General features: G+C 59.7%; 17 protein-coding genes. 6 read left to right on the top strand and 11 right to left on the bottom strand.

Annotation, left to right across the window (positions count from 1 at the left end; translation table 11 throughout):
- Positions 1-118: 118 nt before the first annotated feature.
- The 6 genes from HUV26_RS16555 to HUV26_RS16530 all read right to left on the bottom strand — a co-directional run bounded on the left by HUV26_RS16555 (position 119) and on the right by HUV26_RS16530 (position 3,807).
- Positions 119-820 carry a cytochrome c biogenesis CcdA family protein gene (locus HUV26_RS16555; protein WP_174411237.1) on the bottom strand — a complete coding sequence of 234 codons (702 nt, stop codon included), beginning with the start codon at positions 818-820 and terminating at the stop codon, positions 119-121.
- A gap of 135 nt (positions 821-955) precedes the next feature.
- Entirely contained in the window at positions 956-1,318 is a 363-nt protein-coding gene (locus HUV26_RS16550; protein WP_205245172.1) for a thioredoxin family protein, read from the bottom strand.
- 54 nt (positions 1,319-1,372) lie between these two features.
- Positions 1,373-1,747, bottom strand: coding sequence for a putative zinc-binding protein (locus tag HUV26_RS16545; protein ID WP_174411236.1), 375 nt, complete (start codon positions 1,745-1,747; stop codon positions 1,373-1,375).
- 22 nt (positions 1,748-1,769) lie between these two features.
- Positions 1,770-2,003: a thioredoxin family protein gene (locus tag HUV26_RS16540; protein ID WP_174411235.1), complete on the bottom strand. Its 234-nt coding sequence runs from the start codon at positions 2,001-2,003 to the stop codon at positions 1,770-1,772.
- Positions 2,004-2,154: 151 nt separating this feature from the next.
- On the bottom strand, positions 2,155-3,456 hold the full coding sequence (locus HUV26_RS16535) for a permease (RefSeq protein WP_174411234.1): 1,302 nt from the start codon (positions 3,454-3,456) through the stop codon (positions 2,155-2,157).
- Positions 3,457-3,510: 54 nt separating this feature from the next.
- Positions 3,511-3,807 (bottom strand): ArsR/SmtB family transcription factor, encoded by a 297-nt coding sequence (locus HUV26_RS16530; RefSeq protein WP_243451429.1) that lies wholly within the window; start codon positions 3,805-3,807, stop codon positions 3,511-3,513.
- Positions 3,808-4,041: 234 nt separating this feature from the next.
- On the opposite strand from HUV26_RS16530, the gene HUV26_RS16525 reads away from it, so the two are divergent.
- The 6 genes from HUV26_RS16525 to HUV26_RS16500 all read left to right on the top strand — a co-directional run bounded on the left by HUV26_RS16525 (position 4,042) and on the right by HUV26_RS16500 (position 12,041).
- Entirely contained in the window at positions 4,042-5,406 is a 1,365-nt protein-coding gene (locus HUV26_RS16525; protein WP_205245171.1) for a baeRF3 domain-containing protein, read from the top strand.
- A 529-nt stretch (positions 5,407-5,935) separates the two neighbouring features.
- A complete protein-coding gene (locus tag HUV26_RS16520) occupies positions 5,936-6,925 on the top strand; it encodes a BMP family protein (RefSeq protein WP_174411232.1) in 990 nt (329 codons plus the stop codon).
- Positions 6,926-7,125: 200 nt separating this feature from the next.
- Positions 7,126-8,658 (top strand): ABC transporter ATP-binding protein, encoded by a 1,533-nt coding sequence (locus HUV26_RS16515; RefSeq protein ID WP_174411231.1) that lies wholly within the window; start codon positions 7,126-7,128, stop codon positions 8,656-8,658.
- Positions 8,655-9,704: an ABC transporter permease gene (locus HUV26_RS16510; RefSeq protein ID WP_174411230.1), complete on the top strand. Its 1,050-nt coding sequence runs from the start codon at positions 8,655-8,657 to the stop codon at positions 9,702-9,704. Before HUV26_RS16515 ends, HUV26_RS16510 begins: the two co-directional genes overlap by 4 nt.
- Positions 9,705-9,708: 4 nt before the next feature.
- Complete coding sequence (locus HUV26_RS16505) at positions 9,709-10,650, top strand: ABC transporter permease (protein WP_205245170.1); 942 nt, start codon at positions 9,709-9,711, stop codon at positions 10,648-10,650.
- A 20-nt stretch (positions 10,651-10,670) separates the two neighbouring features.
- A complete protein-coding gene (locus tag HUV26_RS16500; RefSeq protein ID WP_243451428.1) occupies positions 10,671-12,041 on the top strand; it encodes an amidohydrolase family protein in 1,371 nt (456 codons plus the stop codon).
- A 72-nt stretch (positions 12,042-12,113) separates the two neighbouring features.
- Here the strand turns inward: HUV26_RS16500 and HUV26_RS16495 are convergent, their stop codons facing one another.
- The 5 genes from HUV26_RS16495 to HUV26_RS16475 all read right to left on the bottom strand — a co-directional run bounded on the left by HUV26_RS16495 (position 12,114) and on the right by HUV26_RS16475 (position 17,815).
- Complete coding sequence (locus HUV26_RS16495) at positions 12,114-13,124, bottom strand: ABC transporter ATP-binding protein (protein WP_174411229.1); 1,011 nt, start codon at positions 13,122-13,124, stop codon at positions 12,114-12,116.
- A gap of 2 nt (positions 13,125-13,126) precedes the next feature.
- Positions 13,127-14,086 (bottom strand): ABC transporter ATP-binding protein, encoded by a 960-nt coding sequence (locus tag HUV26_RS16490; RefSeq protein ID WP_174411228.1) that lies wholly within the window; start codon positions 14,084-14,086, stop codon positions 13,127-13,129.
- Positions 14,087-14,092: 6 nt separating this feature from the next.
- The gene (locus HUV26_RS16485; RefSeq protein WP_174411227.1) at positions 14,093-15,001 is read right to left on the bottom strand and encodes an ABC transporter permease; all 909 of its coding nucleotides are present in this window, start codon (positions 14,999-15,001) and stop codon (positions 14,093-14,095) included.
- Between the two features lie 3 nt (positions 15,002-15,004).
- Positions 15,005-15,982, bottom strand: a complete 978-nt coding sequence (locus HUV26_RS16480; RefSeq protein WP_174411226.1) for an ABC transporter permease — start codon at positions 15,980-15,982, stop codon at positions 15,005-15,007.
- A 282-nt stretch (positions 15,983-16,264) separates the two neighbouring features.
- The gene (locus HUV26_RS16475) at positions 16,265-17,815 is read right to left on the bottom strand and encodes an ABC transporter substrate-binding protein (protein ID WP_174411225.1); all 1,551 of its coding nucleotides are present in this window, start codon (positions 17,813-17,815) and stop codon (positions 16,265-16,267) included.
- Positions 17,816-18,328 lie beyond the last annotated feature (513 nt).

Here is an 18,328-nt window from a genome sequence, read left to right as displayed (position 1 = left end):
AGTTGCCCGCCGTCAAGTAAATCAGAGCGGCCCTTCCCGCAACAGTTCCATAACCCACCGGAACTACTCTACCTCCATAAATAGATAATTTCTAGAAAAATTCCAGTGCCTCAAAACCTTACACAAACGCATTGACGACAAAATAGCCACCTATGGCAGACACAATCACACCGGCGACCTTGCGTCCCCACTTTGTGACAACCGCCATGCCCCTGCCCTCTGCCATGCGCTGACTGAACGCCACAGAACTGCCTGCGATGACAATGGGCAGACAATGCCCCAAAGCGAACGCGAGTATGAGTATTACACCCTCTGCCACTCTTTCCTGTACTGTGATAATGGCGAGAATGGGCGCAATAAAGCCGAAGGTGCACGCGCCGGAAAGAATGCCGTACGAAAGCCCCAGAACCCATGCCCCCAAATGACCACGCAGAGCAAAGCGACTCAATCCGCCTCCCGGCAGGCGGCACACGGCAACCCCCATCATATCAAGCCCCAGCCAGAAAAAAAGCAACCCCACAGGCACGCCCCACAACGGCGAGACGTCTCCCAGCATGCGTCCAAGCAGGGAGCACAGCACCCCCACGGCGGTTATGGAAACAAACAGCCCAAAGCTGAACAGCCCGGCATAGCCCACAGCCTCTCTGCCCTGCACCACACGCCCCTGCCCTGCCACATAGCCGACCATAAGGGGAATGGATGCAAGATGGCAGGGGCTGAACAGAATGCTCACCACGCCCCACAAAAAACATCCCAGCACCGCGAGTCCAAAGGCACCGGTCATCCACATATTGATGGTGAGCAAAAATTCGTCGAACACCGCCACTCCTTTGCTTCACATCCTTATCCGCTTACGGCGCGGGGCAATGCCCCGCCGCACAGCGCCCATCTGCACCGCAGCGCCATTTCCGGAAAACAGCGCACGGTGCAGATGGTAAACACATCCGTTTTCATCCTATTCCTGCATCAGGGCATCCACCTTTTGGCGTATGCTTGCTTCATCCAAAAAACCCACGTGGCGTTCCCGTTCCTTACCGTTCTTGTCGTAAAAAATCTGCGTGGGAATGGCCCGTATGCCGTATTTTGGTGTCTGGTCGGGATTCTCCCATACATCAATAAACCGTATGGCAGCCCTTCCCGCATATTCTTTTTCCAGTTTCACCAGAATGGGAGCCATCATCTTGCATGGTATGCAGTTCTTTGCTCCAAGATCTATCATTGTGACCATGCCGGGCACAGGCAAATCCTCAGCGTTGGATACACCGGGAATACCTGCAAGCAGCAGGGTCAGAACCAGTAACGCGCAGCGGAACATCATGCTGAATCTCCACAAATCATGTTTCTCCGGAGCACCCGGCATTGATAGAAAGGGCTACACCGCGTCCAGCATGGCGTTCACACTGTCCGCCACCAGCCGGATACTCTCCTGCGTCACGGCAGACTGGCCTTTGTTCAGACCCAAGGCGGCAAGCTGCACATGCTTGAACTCGGTAAATCCTGCTTCCTCCAGCGACTTGCGGGCGCAGTTCAACGGGCAGCCGTCCACGGCAACGATGCCGGAAGCCGCCTCAGTGCTCCGCATAATGCCGGACACTCTGCCCCCGATGCCTGCAAGACAAAACATCTTGCCCCGCCCTTCGCGGGAGACCAGTCGAACAGCCTGATCGGCAATCTCACCCACATCTGCCGCGCCGGAACAAGAAAAAACAAGCTTGGGCGCGGCACTACATGCACACTGCACACTCATGACTCCACCTCTGCAACCGGCCTTACGCTAGCATCTTTTTAAGTTCCGCCATAGAAGGCACCTTACCCACCACCTTAACCTCACCGTCCACCACAAGGGCGGGCGTGGTCATCACCCCGAAGCTCAGCATCTTGGAAATGTCGCCTATCTTTTCAATCTCATAGGCAATGCCAAGCTCCTTGGCTGCTGCTTCTGCATCATTCTTCAGCTGTTCGCACTTGGGGCACCCCGGCCCCAGAACCAGAATCTTTTTCATGTCACACTTCCTTTCGGGTTGTCGGGAACGCTTTTTGCCGTTTGAGAAAACAGCTGGGTTACAGGCAATAAACAATACACTCCAAACACCATCGGCATGCTCAGGACCTTCCTGCGCACAGCGCGCCGCAGGCTACCTGTGCCGCACACCGTCAGGAGGCAATCGCTCCGTAAATAAGGCCGCTTACGGTGGCCATAACCACGACCAGCGAAACAAAAACAATTGTCTTCTGCGTACCCATAACGCTGCGGATAACCAGCATATTCGGCAGGCTGAGCGCAGGCCCTGCAAGCAGCAGCGCCAGCGCGGGCCCCTGCCCCATGCCGTTACCGATTAGCCCCTGAAGAATGGGTACTTCCGTCAGGGTTGCAAAATACATAAACGCTCCGGCAAAGGCGGCCACAAAGTTGGACAGAAGCGAATTGCCACCCACCGCCGCGCTGACCCACTCCGAGGGAATAAGCCCCTCGTTGCCGGGTCTGCCCAGCAAAGCCCCGGCAATGAGCACGCCAAAGAGCAGCAGCGGAAGAATCTGCTTGGCAAATCCCCAGCTCTGCCCGAACCACTCACCCAGCTCCCCTTCCCGCGTGCTCGTGACCCACGAAAGGCCGATCATCCCGGCGATAAACGCAATCATGGGGGTTTCCGGAAACAGCAGGGCCAGTGCCGCAACAGGCACCGCAGCCATAAAGGCCTGCCCGGGCCGCACACCGAACCACGCCACCAGCGATGCGCCTACGCCCAGAGCAAATAGGGACGTGAGCATCCACTTTGCGGAATAAATGGCCGCCCACAGACCTTCGCTCTCTGCCGGTTGCCCCCAGTTGGCAAAAACCAGCACGCCTATCATGGCGCCGAAGTACAGGGCGTTTTTCCAAAGCGGACGGGTCACTTCCGCCTCCGGAAGAAGCATGGCGTGCGCCGCCTTTTCCCCTTCCTCCTTCCGGTAGATGAAGTGCATGGCAAGCCCTATGACCACGCTGAACACAATGGCCCCCACCGCTCTGGCAATGCCCAGCTGTGTGCCCAGAATCCGCGCGGTCATGACAATGGCAAGAATGTTAATGGCCGGGCCGGAATAGAGAAATGCCGTGGCGGGTCCCAGCCCTGCGCCCATGCGGTAAATGCCCGCAAAAAGCGGCAGTATGGTGCAGGAACAGACCGCCAGAATGGTGCCGGAGCAGGAAGCCACTCCGTAAGCCACCGCCTTGTTGGCGGCAGGTCCCAGATACTTCATCACCGAAGCCTGACTGATGAATACCGCTATGGCACCGGCGATGAAAAACGCGGGCACAAGGCAGAGAATAACGTGCTCCTGTGCGTACCACTTAGCCAGATGAAAAGCCTCAAGCACCGCGTTGTCAAACCTTTGCCAGCCGACAGGCAGATAGAAGAACGCCAGAAACACTCCGATGATACCTGCAAGGGTTTTCCATTCCCGCTTCCAGTCCATGACACGGCTCCCATCTTCATTTGGCTTTTTCGCCAACTGTTAAAATAAAAAAAATTACCCGCGCGCGCGGAGAACCGATTCCACACAATGGAAAAAGTTAAGAACACACGGCACCTTAAGCCTGTAATACACAAGCTTCCCCCGCCGCTGGTCCTCCACTATCCCGGCGGCACGCAGCACGGAAAGATGCTTGGAAACGGTGGATATATCGTACCCCACCAATTCGGTCAGTTCGCAGACGCAGTGCTCGCCCTGCTCAAGAGCGTCTACAATCATCAGGCGTGAAGGATGTGCCATGGCCTTCATCACCTTGGCGCGTTCCTGATAGCTCTCAGGCGTCTTGGGCAACATAATTTCTTCCGGCATGGGTCCGTCCGTTCCGTGTGCAGTTCTTTGGTACAAATTACCGTAGGGGATTCCGGGGCGGCACTTGTGCACCGTATCCCCAGCCTGACCCGCGTTCTATTCATTTGGCAATAAGGCCAAATGAAAAACTGGTCAAGCGGCACCTTCGATTTCCCCAAACGGAAAAAGAGAGATCTCACTTTCTGCGCAACAGCTTGGCGCAGGAGGGGAGTTTGTGCTATGCTGGAGGCTACACAATACGAACGCACCGTCATTATGTGCACAGGAGCACCCGTGCTGCACGACGCAAGACCAAAGGAGTATTCCATGCCCCACACCCGCTATTTTCCCACCGCCGAAGCAATGGCCCGCCTTGCGGGATACTCGGGTATTCCCTGCCTCACCCTGTATCAGCCCACCCACCGGCACCACCCGGACAACCAGCAGGACACCATTCGCTTCGTCAACCTTGTCAAGCGCCTCGGCACCGCTCTGCGCAGCCACTGCTCCGAAGAAGAGGCCCGGTGGCTTCTTGAGCCGTTTGACCGCCTCGGGCAGGATCGTGAATTCTGGAACCATTCGCTGGACGGACTGGCGGTTATGGCTGCCCCCGGCCTGTTTGAGGTATTCACCCTGCAGCAGGCGGTGCAGGAAATGGCGCTGGTGGCGGACAGTTTTCATACCAAGCCCCTGCGGCGGTTCATGCAGGCCACGGACCGCTACCAGATACTCGGCCTCAGCCGTGACCGGGTGCGCCTGTACGAGGGCAACCGGCATCATGTGGACAGAATAGACCTGCCTGCCGGTGTTCCCGGCACCATCGCCGAAGCCCTGGGCGATGAACTGACCGAGCCGCACCAGACCGTTGCCTCTTATGGCGGCGTAGGCGGCCCGTCGGCTCCCATGCGTCACGGCAGCGGCGGCAAAAAGGACGAACTCGACGCGGATGCGGAACGCTTCTTCCGCGCCGTGGACCGCGCCGTACTGGAACATTGCTCCAGACCTTCCGGCCTTCCGCTCATTCTGGCCGCATTGCCGGAATACCATAACCTGTTCCGCAAAGTGAGCCACAACCCCAATCTTGTGCCTGCGGCTATTGCTGCCAACCCGGAAGCCCTGTCACCGGAAGACTTGCGGGACAGGGCATGGGAGTGCCTTGCTCCGCAGCATGATGCACGCCTGAAAGACCTTGCCGAAGCCTTTGAAACCGCCCGGGCACGCGGGGCAGGGAGCGACAACCTCACAGACGTTGCGGCAGCGGCAGCAGCAGGCAAGGTGGCAACGCTGTTCATTGAGTACGGCCGGTACATTCCGGGGCGGCTCAACCCGGAAACCGGCCTCCCGGAACCGGCTGCCCCCGGCACGGGAAACGGCGCGCCGGAAGGATCGGCAAACAACGGAGCAGACAACATGGCAGGCAACCGCAACCACGGACTCTCGGATACCGCAACGGGTGTTGCAGCGTGTGCCGCGGCAAGTGCAATGGCAGACGATCTGCTGGACGATTTGGGAGAACTGGTGGAGCGGATGGGCGGAGAGGTTTTGGTGGTTCCCGCCGAGCAACTGCCCGGCAAAACCGGGCTCGCCGCCATCTTCCGTTATTGATGCAGCCTTCGGTGGATACAGCAAACTCCACCTTGAGAGGGCTTCCTTCTTAGGTCCGGCAGGCAGGGCAAACGGTCCCTGCCCGCCGGAAGCGAAGAGACGTAAAAAAAAATCTTTGTCATCAAACAAAAGGGCGTGCCATGGGCGCGCCCTTTCTTCTTGCCCGAGAGGCAGTCGCCGCAGCACGAGTTTGATTGACAAATTTGTCAAGATAAAGCATGTTTCCCGGTGGTTTGTTGCAATAATGTTCAGGTCACCTGCTCGGCAAAGGGAAAACAGCGGGAGAACACCCGGTGCTTTGCGTGGCAACTATACGAAATTACGCATGTTTGCAACAAGGGGGTTGGCGACTGTCCTTTGGCACCGGCATGCATTTCGGTGTGTCACGCCCTGCAAGGCACTGCGGAAAGTGCGGTATGCAAGCGGGCTGCCCGTTACAAACGATTGCAACCCGTTGCAACCGATCGCAATAGGCCGCAGACCATTCATCCACCATTCATCCACCATTCATCCTTTGGAGAAAGTCCTGATGAAACGCATCCTCACCACCATTGCGCTCTGCCTGAGCATGGCCCTGCTGGCAACAGTCGCCATGGCCGAAGGCAAAATCAAGGTCGCCGGCATCTACACCCAGCCCATCCAGCAAAAGTGGGACGCCTGCCTGCACAAGGCCCTCGTCAAGGCCGCCGAAGCCGGAGAGATTGAGTACGTCTATTCCGAAAAGGTCTCCAACACCGACTATATCCGCGTTATGCGCGAATACTCCGAGCAGGGTGTGCAGCTTATCGTGGGTGAGGCCTTCGGCATTTCCCGCGACGTGACCAAGGTGGCGGAAGATTACCCCAATGTAGCCTACCTGATGGGCGACACCATGGGACCGCGCGGCACCAACCTTTCCGTGTTTGACAACTACATCCATGAGCCCTGCTACCTTATGGGCATGATCGCGGGCACCATGACCAAGAACAACAAGATAGGCATGGTGGGCGGCTATCCCATAGGCGAGGTGAACCGCCTTTTCCACGCCTTCATGGCCGGAGCCAAGTCTGTGAATCCCGCTGTGGAGTTCAAGGTTTCCTTCATCGGTTCGTGGTATGATCCGCCCAAGGCCAAGGAATTTGCCTTTGCCCAGATTGAAGCGGGCGTGGACGTGCTGTACGCCGAACGCGCGGGCGTGGTGGACGCTGCCCGTGAAAAGGGCCTTGTGGCCTTTGGCAACGTGAACGACATGAACAAGGAAGAGAACGGCACCGATGTGGTGGTGACCTCTGCCCTGTGGGACATGGATGCCGCCATTGGCCACGCCATTGAGCGCGTGAAGGCCGGCACCTTTGCCGCCGAGGACTACCGCGAGTTCACCATGATGGCCAAAGGCGGCGCCTCGCTTGCCCCCTACTATGAGTTTGAAGACAAAATCTCTGCCGAAATAAAGGCCAAGGTGGCGGAAACCTCTGCCGCCATTTTGAACGGTTCCTTTGTGGTGGATATCAACGACGACGAACCCAAGTCTACGTTCTAGCTGAATACGGAACGCCCGGAACACATGGACCGCATGGCCCGCATGGCCCGGAAAGCATGGGGATGCGGCCCATGCACGAACGGGAATTCCGCTCGGCAGCGCCCCTGCCGCAACGGCCCACGCACCATTAGTTACATCGCTAAACCGTTAAACGGGCCCGCCCCCCCTGCCTGCGGCACGGGGCGGGCCTTTTCAAGGCCATGACAGCAAGCGTTCTCAAACTACACGGGATAACCAAAACCTTTGGCCCCGTTATCGCTAACCGCGATGTGTCGCTGGAGCTCAGGCAGGGCGAGATGCTTGCCCTGCTGGGAGAAAACGGCGCGGGCAAGACCACGCTCATGTCCATCCTGTTCGGGCACTATGTGGCGGATTCCGGCACGGTGGAGGTCTTCGGCTCCGCCCTGCCTCAAGGATCGCCCCGCGCAGCCCTGAGCGCGGGCGTGGGCATGGTGCACCAGCACTTCACCCTTGCGGGCAACATGACGGTGCTGGAGAACATCATCCTCGGCACCGAACGGCTCACCCGCACACGGCACGACAAGGCAACGGCCCTGCGCAGGCTCAGTGAGCTTATGGAGCGGTTCTGCCTTGCCGTTGACCCGCAGGCCATGGTGCGGAACCTTTCCGTGAGTGAACGGCAGCGGGTGGAGATTCTCAAGGTGCTCTACCGCGATGCGCGCATCCTCATACTGGACGAGCCCACCTCCGTGCTCACCCCGCAGGAGGCGGACCACCTGTTTGCCACCCTGCGGCAACTGGTGCGCCAGGGGCTTTCCGTCATCTTCATCACGCACAAGATGCGCGAGGTTATGGCCGCCTCTGACCGGTGCGTGGTGCTGCGCCACGGCGAGGTGGTGTTTGAACGGCAGACGGCAGACACCACGGCGGCGGAACTGGCCCGCGCCATGGTGGGCAGCGACATTCCCAGAGCCCGGCGCACGGAGCACAGGGAAGGCGATGAGATACTGCGGCTTGCCTGTCTGAGCCTTTCCACCGGCGGCGGGCACCTGCGCGACCTTTCCCTCTCGCTCAGGGCGCACGAGATTCTGGGCATTGCCGGTGTTTCCGGCAACGGGCAGGGGCTGCTGGCCGAAGTGCTTTCCGGCCTTGCGGTTCCCGATGCCGGAGAGATCATCATTGCCGGGGAGACGCTGGAGCGGCCCACCCCTTCCGCCATGGTGGCGCGCGGCGTGGGCCGTGTGCCCGACGACCGCACAGGCACGGGCCTTGTGGCCGACATGACCGTGGAGGAAAACCTCTCCACGGAGGTTTACCGCCTGCCCGGCTTCTCCAGACGCGGCATTCTCAATTTCAAGGCGCTGGCATCCCGCGCGCGGCAACTCGTTGCGGCGTTCGACGTGCGATGCCCCGGCACGGACACACCCGTGCGCAAGCTTTCCGGCGGCAACATGCAAAAGCTTATTCTGGCCCGGGTGCTCTCCAACGCGCCTTCCATCATCGTGGTGAACCAGCCCACGTGGGGGCTGGACGTGGGCGCCACGGCCTATGTGCACCAGCAGTTGCTGGACGCCGCCGCACGCGGGGCCGGGGTGGTGCTCATATCCGAAGATCTGGACGAGGTTTTTCAGCTTTCTGACCGTATTCAGGTCATGTATCAGGGCGGATTGTCCGCCCCGCTGCCCACCCGCGACACCACGCGCGAACAGGTGGGGCTGCTCATGTCCGGCAACGATTCTTCCGCCACGGGCGGCTGCGAGGTGGCGGCATGAGAATGGAGCCCCGCGAAAACGTTTCCGTGGCCGTGCGCGCCCTTGCCCCCTTGATTGCCGTGGCGGCGGCCATGGCCGTGTGTTCCGTGCTGCTGCTCTGGGGCGGTGCCTCTCCGCTGGAAGGCTGGGCGCTCATGCTCAAGGGCGCGCTGGGGTCGCGTTTTGCCATTACGGAAACGCTCACCCGCGCCACCCCGCTCATCTTTACCGGGCTTGCCGCCGCCGTGGCCTTTCGCGCCAAGCTGTGGAACATAGGCGGAGAAGGGCAGTTTTACATGGGGGCGGTGCTGGCCACATGGCTGGGCACAGGCGCCCTTTCCCTGCCGCCCTATCTTATGATTCCGTTCCTGTTCCTTGCCGGGGCCGCAGGCGGTGGGCTTTTGCTGCTCGCCCCCACCCTGCTCAAGACCAGATTGCAGGTGGATGAGGTAGTTACCACGCTGCTGCTCAACTTTGTGGTGCTGCTCTTTGTCAACTGGCTGGTCTTCGGCCCGTGGAAAGACCCCATGGCCATGGGCTGGCCGCAGGCCGCCCCCGTGGTGGACAGCGCCGTGCTGCCCCAGCTTTTTGCCAAGTCGCGGCTGCATCTGGGCTTTGTGTTTGCCGTTCTGTTTGCCGCCGCCACATGGTGGTTCATGCGCTCCACCGTATGGGGCTTTGAAATCCGGGCCGTGGGTGCAAGCCCCAAGGCCAGCCGGTTTGCGGGCATGCCGGTCAATGCCGTCACCGTGCGCACGGCCCTGCTCTCCGGCGGGCTTGCCGCCATGGCAGGCGTTTCCGAGCTGTGCGGGGTCAAGGGCTACCTCACCCTCGATCTTTCGCCGGGGTTCGGCTACTCCGGCATCGTGGTTGCCATGCTTGCCGCGCTGCACCCGCTGGGTGTCATTGCCTCTGCCGTATTCGTGGCGGTGGTGTATATCGGGGCAGACTCCATGAGCCGTGCCATTAACATTTCCAACTACATCGCGGACGTGACAACGGCTGTCTGCCTGCTGGCGGTGCTTTTTTCCATGTTCCTGACAAAATACCGCATCCGCTGGAGGTAGCGCCGTGGAGATTCTGAACTTCATTCTGGAAGCCGGATTCTGGGTCGCCACCGTCCGCATGGCCACGCCGCTTATCTTCGGCACGCTGGGCGAATTGCTGTGCGAACGCGCGGGTGTGCTGAATCTGGGCATAGAGGGCATTATGGCCGCCGGGAGCATGGCGGGCTGGACGTGGGTGTACTTCGGCGGCGACCTGTGGACGGGCGTATGCTTTGCCGCCTTCGTCGGTGCATTGTTCGGGCTGCTGCACGCCCTGTTCACGGTGCATCTGGGCCTGTCGCAGCATGTGACAGGGCTTGGCATAACCATGCTGGCGGCGGCGCTTTCTTCCTACGTGTTCCGCATGCTGCTGCCCAAGGCCACCACCCCGCCCAAGATTGTGCCGTTCAAGGCCTTTGCCATACCCGTGCTCTCCGACATTCCCTACGTGGGCAACGTGCTGTTCAACCAATCCGCGCTTACCTATCTGGCCTTTGCGGCCGTTATCGTGGTGGCCTTTGTGCTCTTTCGCACCCCGGTGGGGCTTGCCATACGCATGACCGGCGAGAACCCCATGGCGGTAGAGGCGCAGGGGCTTTCCGTCTTTGCCATCCGCACATGGACGGTAATGGCCGGTTCCGCGCTTATGGCAGTGGGCGGGGCGTTTCTCACCATGTCTGCCTTTGACGCCTTTTATATAGGCATGGTGAACGGGCGCGGCTGGATATGTATTGCGCTGGTGGTGTTCGCCTCGTGGAAACCGGGCAAGGCCCTGCTGGGCTGCATGCTCTTTGCCGCCTTTGACGCTGTGCAGATGCGGGTGCAGCAGCAGTCCGGCATGACTGTTCCGTATCAATTCTACTTGATGATGCCCTATATTTTCTCCATCATCGCCCTTATTGTGATGTCGCGCCGGGCAGCCTACCCAAGGGCGCTGCTCGTGCCCTTCCGCAAGGGGGAACGCTGAGGCGCACGCTGCGGCACGTTATGCCAACCACGACGAACCCCGGAAGGCCGCATCAGGATGATGATGACGACGGCGTCCGCCAGCCAAACCGGAACAGGATAACAGCACAGACAGGAGCCTCCATGCTGGACCTTATTGTACGCAATGCCCGCATAGACGGGCACAAGGAACTTGTGGACATATCCTGCCGCAACGGGCGCATTGTGGAAGTAGGCCCCGCGTTGCAGGCGCAGGCGGACGCCACGGTGGACGCAAAGGGGTATCTGGTAACCCCGCCGTTTGTGGATTCTCATTTCCACATGGACGCCACGCTCTCCATGGGAATGCCCCGCCTGAACAGTTCCGGAACCCTGCTGGAAGGCATACGCATATGGGGAGAATTGAAGCCGGACCTCACCGCGCAGGGGCTGAAGGAGCGCGCGCTGAAGCTTGTTTCGTGGGCAGTGGCCAAGGGCAACCTTGCCATCCGCACCCATGTGGACACCACCGACCCCTCGCTGATGGCTGTGGACGTGCTGCTGGAAGTGCGCGAGGAGATGCGGGACTATGTGGATATTCAGCTGGTGGCCTTTCCGCAGGACGGCGTGCTGCGCTGCAAGGACGGCATAGCGCTGCTGAAGCGCGCGCTGGACAAGGGCGTGGACGTGGTGGGCGGCATTCCGCACTTTGAGCGTACCATGGATGAAGGAAGGCGCTCCGTGGAACTGCTGTGCGAGATTGCGGCGGAACGCGGCCTGATGGTGGACATGCACTGTGACGAATCAGACGACCCCCATTCCCGCCACATAGAGTCCCTGACCTACCAGACCCAGCGGCTGGGTCTGCAAGGGCGGGTGGCCGGTTCGCACCTGACCAGCATGCATTCCATGGACAACTACTACGTTTCCAAGCTGCTGCCGCTTATGGCGGAGGCGCAAATGCACTGTGTGTGCAACCCGCTGGTGAACATGAACCTGCAAGGACGCCACGACACCTACCCCAAACGGCGCGGGCTGATGCGTGTGCCGGAACTGCTTGCCATGGGCATAAATGTTTCGCTGGGCCACGATGACGTGATGGACCCGTGGTATCCCATGGGGACGCACGACATGCTGGAAGTGGCCCACATGGGCGCACACGCCCTGCACATGACCGGAGTGGAACAGCAGAACACCCTGTTTGACGCCGTGACCACCCACGGGGCGCGCACCCTGAACCTTAAGGATTACGGCCTTGCCCCCGGCTGCAACGCGGACATGGTCATCGTGCAGGCCGCATCCAAGATGGAAGCCCTGCGCCTGCACCCCGCCCGCCTCTTCGTCATCCGCCGGGGCGCTGTTATCAGCACCACCCCGGAAGTGCAGGCCACCGTTACCATGAACGGCAGCACGCAGAGGGTGGATTTCCGGTAGGTTTTGGGGCGGGAAGCGACAGGCTTAGTTTGTAAAAAACGCGGCCGGGCATCATGTCCGGCCGCGTTTGTGTTATATGCGTCCTTCTTCCACCCCGTGGCAGGCAACCACGGTGCCGCTCTCCAGGGTGCGCGCCTTGGGCACCTCGTGCCTGCAGCGTGAGGCGGCGTGGGGGCATCGCCCATGGAACACGCAGCCGGAGGGCAGGCGTATGGGGGTGGGCACATCGCCGGAAAGCTTGATGTGCTGAAACCCCTTGCCAATGCGCGGAATGGCAGAAAGCAGCGCCTTGGTATAAGGGTGCTGCGGGCGGCTGAACATCTCCTTGGCAGAGGCAAGCTCGCACAGGCTGCCCAGATAGAGCACGGCCACGCGGTCGGAGATGTGCTCCACCACCGAAAGGTCGTGGCTGATGAACAGATAGGTGAGCTTGCGCTGCTCCTGCAAATCCATCATCAGGTTCAGCACCTGCGCCTGAATGGACACGTCCAGTGCCGAGATGGGCTCGTCCGCCACGATAAATTCCGGGTCCAGCACCAGTGCACGGGCAATGGAGATACGCTGCCGCTGCCCGCCGGAAAATTCGTGGGGATAGCGTTCTGCCCACTCCGGGTTTATGCCCACCTGCTGCATCACCTCGGCAATCTTGGCGCGTACCGCGTCATCGGAAAGCTCAGGCTTGTGAAAGCGCACAGGCTCTTCCAGAATCTGCCGCACACGCATGCGGGGATTCAGCGAGGCGTAGGGGTCCTGGAAGACCATCTGCGCCTTGGTGCGGAACGGACGCCGCGCATTACCCTGCAGGTTGTCCACCCGCTGATCGGCGTAATGGATTTCGCCGGATGTGGGCGGATACAGGCCAATGACCACACGCGCCAGCGTGGATTTGCCGCAGCCGGACTCACCCACCACGGAAAGGGTCTCTCCCTGCCGGATGTCCAGACTCACGTTGTTCACGGCATGCACCACGGTGCGGTTACGCGTGAACTTGCCGCCGGAAAAGGATATCTGGTCCAGCATGCCGCCGGATATATCAAAATATTTGACGATGTTTCTTATGGATACAAGTGGCGTATCAGCCATGGCTACTCCAGTACGTGGCAGGCGGCGAACACGCCCGATTGCTTGCGTTCCAGAACAGGCACCCTTTGGTAGCACACGTCCTGTACCCTGTCGCAACGGTTGTTGAAGGCACAGCCCTTGGGAATTTCCGTAAGGCTGGGCATGCTGCCGGGAATCTGGTTCAGTCGCTTGCCCGTGGCACCGGACGGCAGCGCGGCGATAAGCCCCCGCGTGTACGGATGCTGGGGGTTGCCGCACACCTGCGCAGTCTCTCCCAGTTCCACAATGCTGCCGGCGTACATGACCGCCACCTTCTGCGTTACCTGCGAGACCACGCCCAGATCGTGGGTGATGAGGATAAGCCCCATGTTCTCTGTCTTGCACAGCTCCAGCAGCAGGTCCATAATCTCTGCCTGAATGGTCACATCCAGCGCGGTGGTGGGCTCGTCCGCAATAATCAGCCCGGGGCTGGTGAGCAGCGCAATGGCAATGACGATGCGCTGGCGCATACCGCCCGAAAACTCGTGCGGGTACTGCTTAAGCCGCTTTTCAGGCGAGTTTATGTACACCTTGCGCAGCTTGTCCATGGCAAGGGCTTCTGCCTCTGCCCGGCTCACGTCCTTGTGCGCGAGCACGGTTTCCACCATCTGGGAGCCTATGGTGAGCACCGGGTTCAGGGTCATCATGGGGTCCTGAAAGATCATGCTTATGCGGTTGCCCCGCACCTGCCGCATCTCTTCTTCGGAAAGGGACGCAAGATCGCGCCCGTCAAACCACACAGACCCCCCCGCCAGAAAACCGGGCTTGGAGATAAGATTTATTATGGAAAACCCCGTCACGGACTTGCCCGCGCCAGATTCGCCCACCAGCCCCATGCGTTCCCCCCTGTCCAGCACAAAGGAAACGTTGTTCACGGCGGTGAGCGCGCTGTCGCGCAGGGCAAACTTGACGGTCAGGTTCCGTACGTCAAGCAGATGTTCCATGTTCCCCTAGTCCTTGTAGAGTTTGGGATTCAGGAAATCCCGCAGCCAGTCGCCCAGCAGGTTTATGGAAAGCACAAGCAGCACAAGCACCACGCCGGGGAACAGCGTAATCCACCAGCTGCCGCTCAGCACGTAGGTAAAGCCGGATTTGATGAGCGAGCCCAGCGAAGGCTGGTTGGCAGGCATGCCCAGCCCCAGAAAGGAAAGGGCTGCCTCACTCATTACGGCGTTTGCCACCTGCACGGTGGAGATAACCAGCACGGGTGTGAGCGTATTGGGCAGAATATGACGCCACATGATGCGCCGGGGCTTAAGCCCGATAACGCGCGCGGCTTCCACATATTCCTTTTTCTTCTCCGCCAGCACAGAGGCACGCACCGTGCGCGCGTACTGGGGCCATTCTGAAATGCCTATGACCAGAATAAGGAACGGCAGGGCGATATTGGCATAGCCCCCCACCCCCACGGCGGTTTGCAGCACCGCACCGAAGAATATGGCCACCATGTAGGAAGAAAAAGAAAGCTGCACGTCGGCAATGCGCATGAGAATGGCATCCACCCGGCCGCCCCTGTAGCCGGAAACCAGCCCCACAATAATGCCCAGCGCAGCCTGCAATATCACCGCACCTATGCCGATGAGCAGCGAAACACGCGCGCCATACAGAATGGTGGACCAGATGTCGCGCCCCTGCGCATCGGTGCCGAGCAAGAACCGGGTTTCACCGGAAACCCAGCTGGGCGCAATTTCCGCGTCCATAATGTCTATGGATGCCCCGTCATAGGGGTTCTGGGGTGCCAGCAGCGGCGCAAAAACCGCCATAAACACCAGTACGGCCAGTATAAGAAAGCTGCCCAGCGCCACGGGGTCGCGCAGGAAGCTGTAGAGGAAATATGAATCCCGGAACTTCTTCCACATGCCCTATTTCCTCCCCGATATGCGGACCATGGGGTTCACCAGCCCGTAGATGATATCCACCACCGTGTTCACGGTGACAAAGAGCGCGCCCACAAAAATGAGGTAGGCCACCAGCAGCGAGGTGTCAGACCGCTCCACCGCCTCAATGAACATAAAGCCCATGCCCTGCCACTGGAACACGGTTTCGGTGAGGATGGTGTAGGCGATCATGATGCCTATCTGCACGCCGCCCACGGTGATGACAGGAAGAAGCGTGTTCTTGAATCCGTGCACCATGAGCACCCGCCACGGCTTAAGCCCCTTGGCGCGGGCGAACTTGACGTATTCCGTCTGCAGCGTCTCCTTCATTTCCGCACGGATAAGCCGGATGAACAGCGGCAGCATGATGGAGGAAAGCGCAATGGAGGGCAGGATAAGATGCTTGAGGCCGTCCAGCGTAAGAAAGCCCGTGTCCCAGAAGCCCCATAGCTGCACGGTCTGGCCGCGCCCGTAAGAGGGCAGCCAGCGCAATTCCACCGCAAAAAGGTAGATGAGCAGAATGGCCGTGAGGAACACTGGGATGGAAACCCCAACGATGCTGAAACCCATGATACATCGCGAGAGCACAGCCTTGGGCTTGACCGCCGCATATATTCCCGCCGGAATGGATACCGCAAGGATGATGAGCGCGCTGGCGAACACAAGTTCCAGCGTGGCCGGAGCCTTTTTGATGATGACTTCCGCCGCGGGCTTGCGGTGGAAGAACGAGATGCCGAGATCGCCCTTCAGCGCGTTCTTCACAAACCGCGTCCACTGCACGACCATGGGGTCGTTCAAGCCGAGCTGATCTCTCAGGGCCTGCCGCTCCTCGTAGGAAACGGACATGCCTACCATTTCGCGCACAGGATCCCCGAAGGAATACTTGATGGCGAAGCCGATGATGGAGATGACAAACATGACGAGGATGGCCTGCGTCAGGCGTCGTAGTATGAACGCGAACATAAGACTTCTGTTTCGTTATATGTTTCTGCCCGTCCGGCGGCAGGGGTCTTTTCAGGGCCGCTTCCTGCCGGACAAGGGAGAACCGGCCCGTGGCCGGTTCGGAATGGTGGAATGGCCTGTGCCGATCGGCCTGCCAGTCGGCCTCACGGTGGGCCTGCATCTTTTCCCGGCTGCCCGTTTGCGACGGCGGACGCCCGCCGCCCGCTATGGGCCGCCCGGAAACACCCCGGAAAAAGCGGAAGCCGGGGCGGCAAGGGCCGCCCCGGCATTACTACACAATCACTACTTCATGACCAGGTCGCCGAAGTAGGGGAAGTCCATCACGTTCACTATGTCACGGGCGTTGACCAGATTCAGGGACGTTGCCCAGGAAAGGTCCTGCCAGTGCAGGGGAACGTAAGCAGCGTCATCGTGGAGGATACGCTCAACCTGCTGGAGGGCGGCGGTGCGCTTGGCAACGTCGGTCTCAGCATTGGAATCGGTGATCAGCTTGTCCACTTCCGGGTTGCAGTAGTTGCCGGAGTTGTACTGACCCATGCCGGTTTCCTTGTTGGGGCACATGGCCAGATATTCGGTGAAGTTGGCGGAGTCTTCGGTATCAGAGTGCCAGCCCACCATCTGGATGTCAGCCACCTGCGCGTCAAACTCATCCCAGTACTGGGCCTTGGGCATGGTCTTCAGGTGCACCTTGATGTTGATGCGCTCCATCATGGACGCAAAGGCCTGCGCAATGGCTTCGTCCTTCACGTAACGGTTGTTGGGAGCGATCATGGTTACTTCAAAGCCCTTTTCGTAACCGGCTTCCTTCATCAGCTGCTTGGCCTTTTCAAGGTCGTAGCGGGGGGTCAGCTCGGGCACGTAGCCAAGGTAGCCCTTGGGGCTCTGCTGTTCGGCGGTGGTAGCGCGGCCCTTCAGTATCTTCTGCACAATGCCGTCGTTGTTGGTGGCATAGATAATGGCTTCACGCACGCGCTTGTCCGCAAACTCGGGACGACGCTTCTGGTTAAGCTGCAGGGTAATGATACGGGTACCGGAAAGGGTGATCAGGTCCACGTCCTTGGCTTCTTCAAGACGGTCGTAGTCCTGCGGGGGCACGGGCTGAATCCAGTCCACGCCGCCGGAAAGCAGGGAGGCAACGCGGGTTGCTTCGTTGGCAATGGGCTTGAACTCAATCACTTCCACGTTACCGCGGGGGCCCCAGTAATCCTTGAACGCGGTAAAGACAACACGAACGCCGTGTTCACGCGAGGTGACCACAAAGGGGCCGGTGCCGGAAACATTTTCGTTGGCAAAGGAGGTGCCGGCCTTGACCACGGCAGCCTTGTCGCGGCCCTGATCATCGGTGCCGGTGTAGAACACGCTGTCCATGGGGAAGATGTAGGTCGCCATGTTCAGCAGCAGGGGATAGGGAACCTTGGTCTTCAGGTCCACGGTAAAGTCGTCCACAACGACTACCGGCTCGAAGATTTCGAACAGACCCTTGAAGTCCGGAGAATCCTTCAGACGGGCCATGGTCCATGCAACGTCCTTGGCGGTGAAGTCGTTGCCGCTGTGGAACTTCACGCCCTTGCGCAGGTGGAAGCGCACGGTCAGGGGGTCAATACGTTCCCACTTCTCTGCAAGGCGGCCTTCGAACTGCATGTCCTTGGTCCAGCGGATGAGGGGATCGTACACCATGTGGGAATACTGCAACATGCCGCCGGAAAGCTGCACATGCGGGTCCAGCGATTCCGGGTCGGCGTCCATGGCAAGGCGCAGGGTCTTGGCCATTGCGGGAGCGGCAAACAGGGCCAGCACAAAAGCCAGCACCAACGCGTAAGCGAAGCGTTTCATCCAGTACCTCCAGTACTCAGTCAAACAGGTTTTAACCTACCTCAACACAGGACCTGCGGAAAGCCGCCCGCGCGCCCGGCGGAAAACCGCTAAAGGCATTCCGCACAAACCCTCGGTCACACCCGGACACTGCTGCCCCGGCCCATTTCAAACAACAGGAAAACACCCTATGCAACCCATGAAACGGGTTTTCGTCAAGTCCTTTTTCTCTACAAAATGTCAATATTGCCGAATTGATACGTACATTTTTGCACATTCCAAAACGAGAACGTCACTCTCACGTAACTGTTTTGTTTGCGTCCACGCGGGGTTGCGTCTGCATGAACGCGCACCCGTCCCGCGCTTTCAGGGCTGTAATCTGCCGTTTCCTCATGGGCAAAAAAAGTTGGGCGGGCGGGCCGATTGCGTAACTGCACCCCTCTATTTTGCAAAATCGGGCAGCGGAATTTGCGTTGCGTCACTTCCCCGTTGCCGGAAAACCCATCCGGGCCGCATCCGCCCTCATCCGCCCTC

The sequence above is a fragment of the Desulfovibrio psychrotolerans genome (assembly GCF_013340305.1).
Taxonomy (GTDB): domain Bacteria; phylum Desulfobacterota; class Desulfovibrionia; order Desulfovibrionales; family Desulfovibrionaceae; genus Halodesulfovibrio; species Halodesulfovibrio psychrotolerans.
The sequence above is the reverse complement of the archived record's forward strand: the minus strand, read 5'-3'. Positions and strand labels throughout refer to the sequence as shown.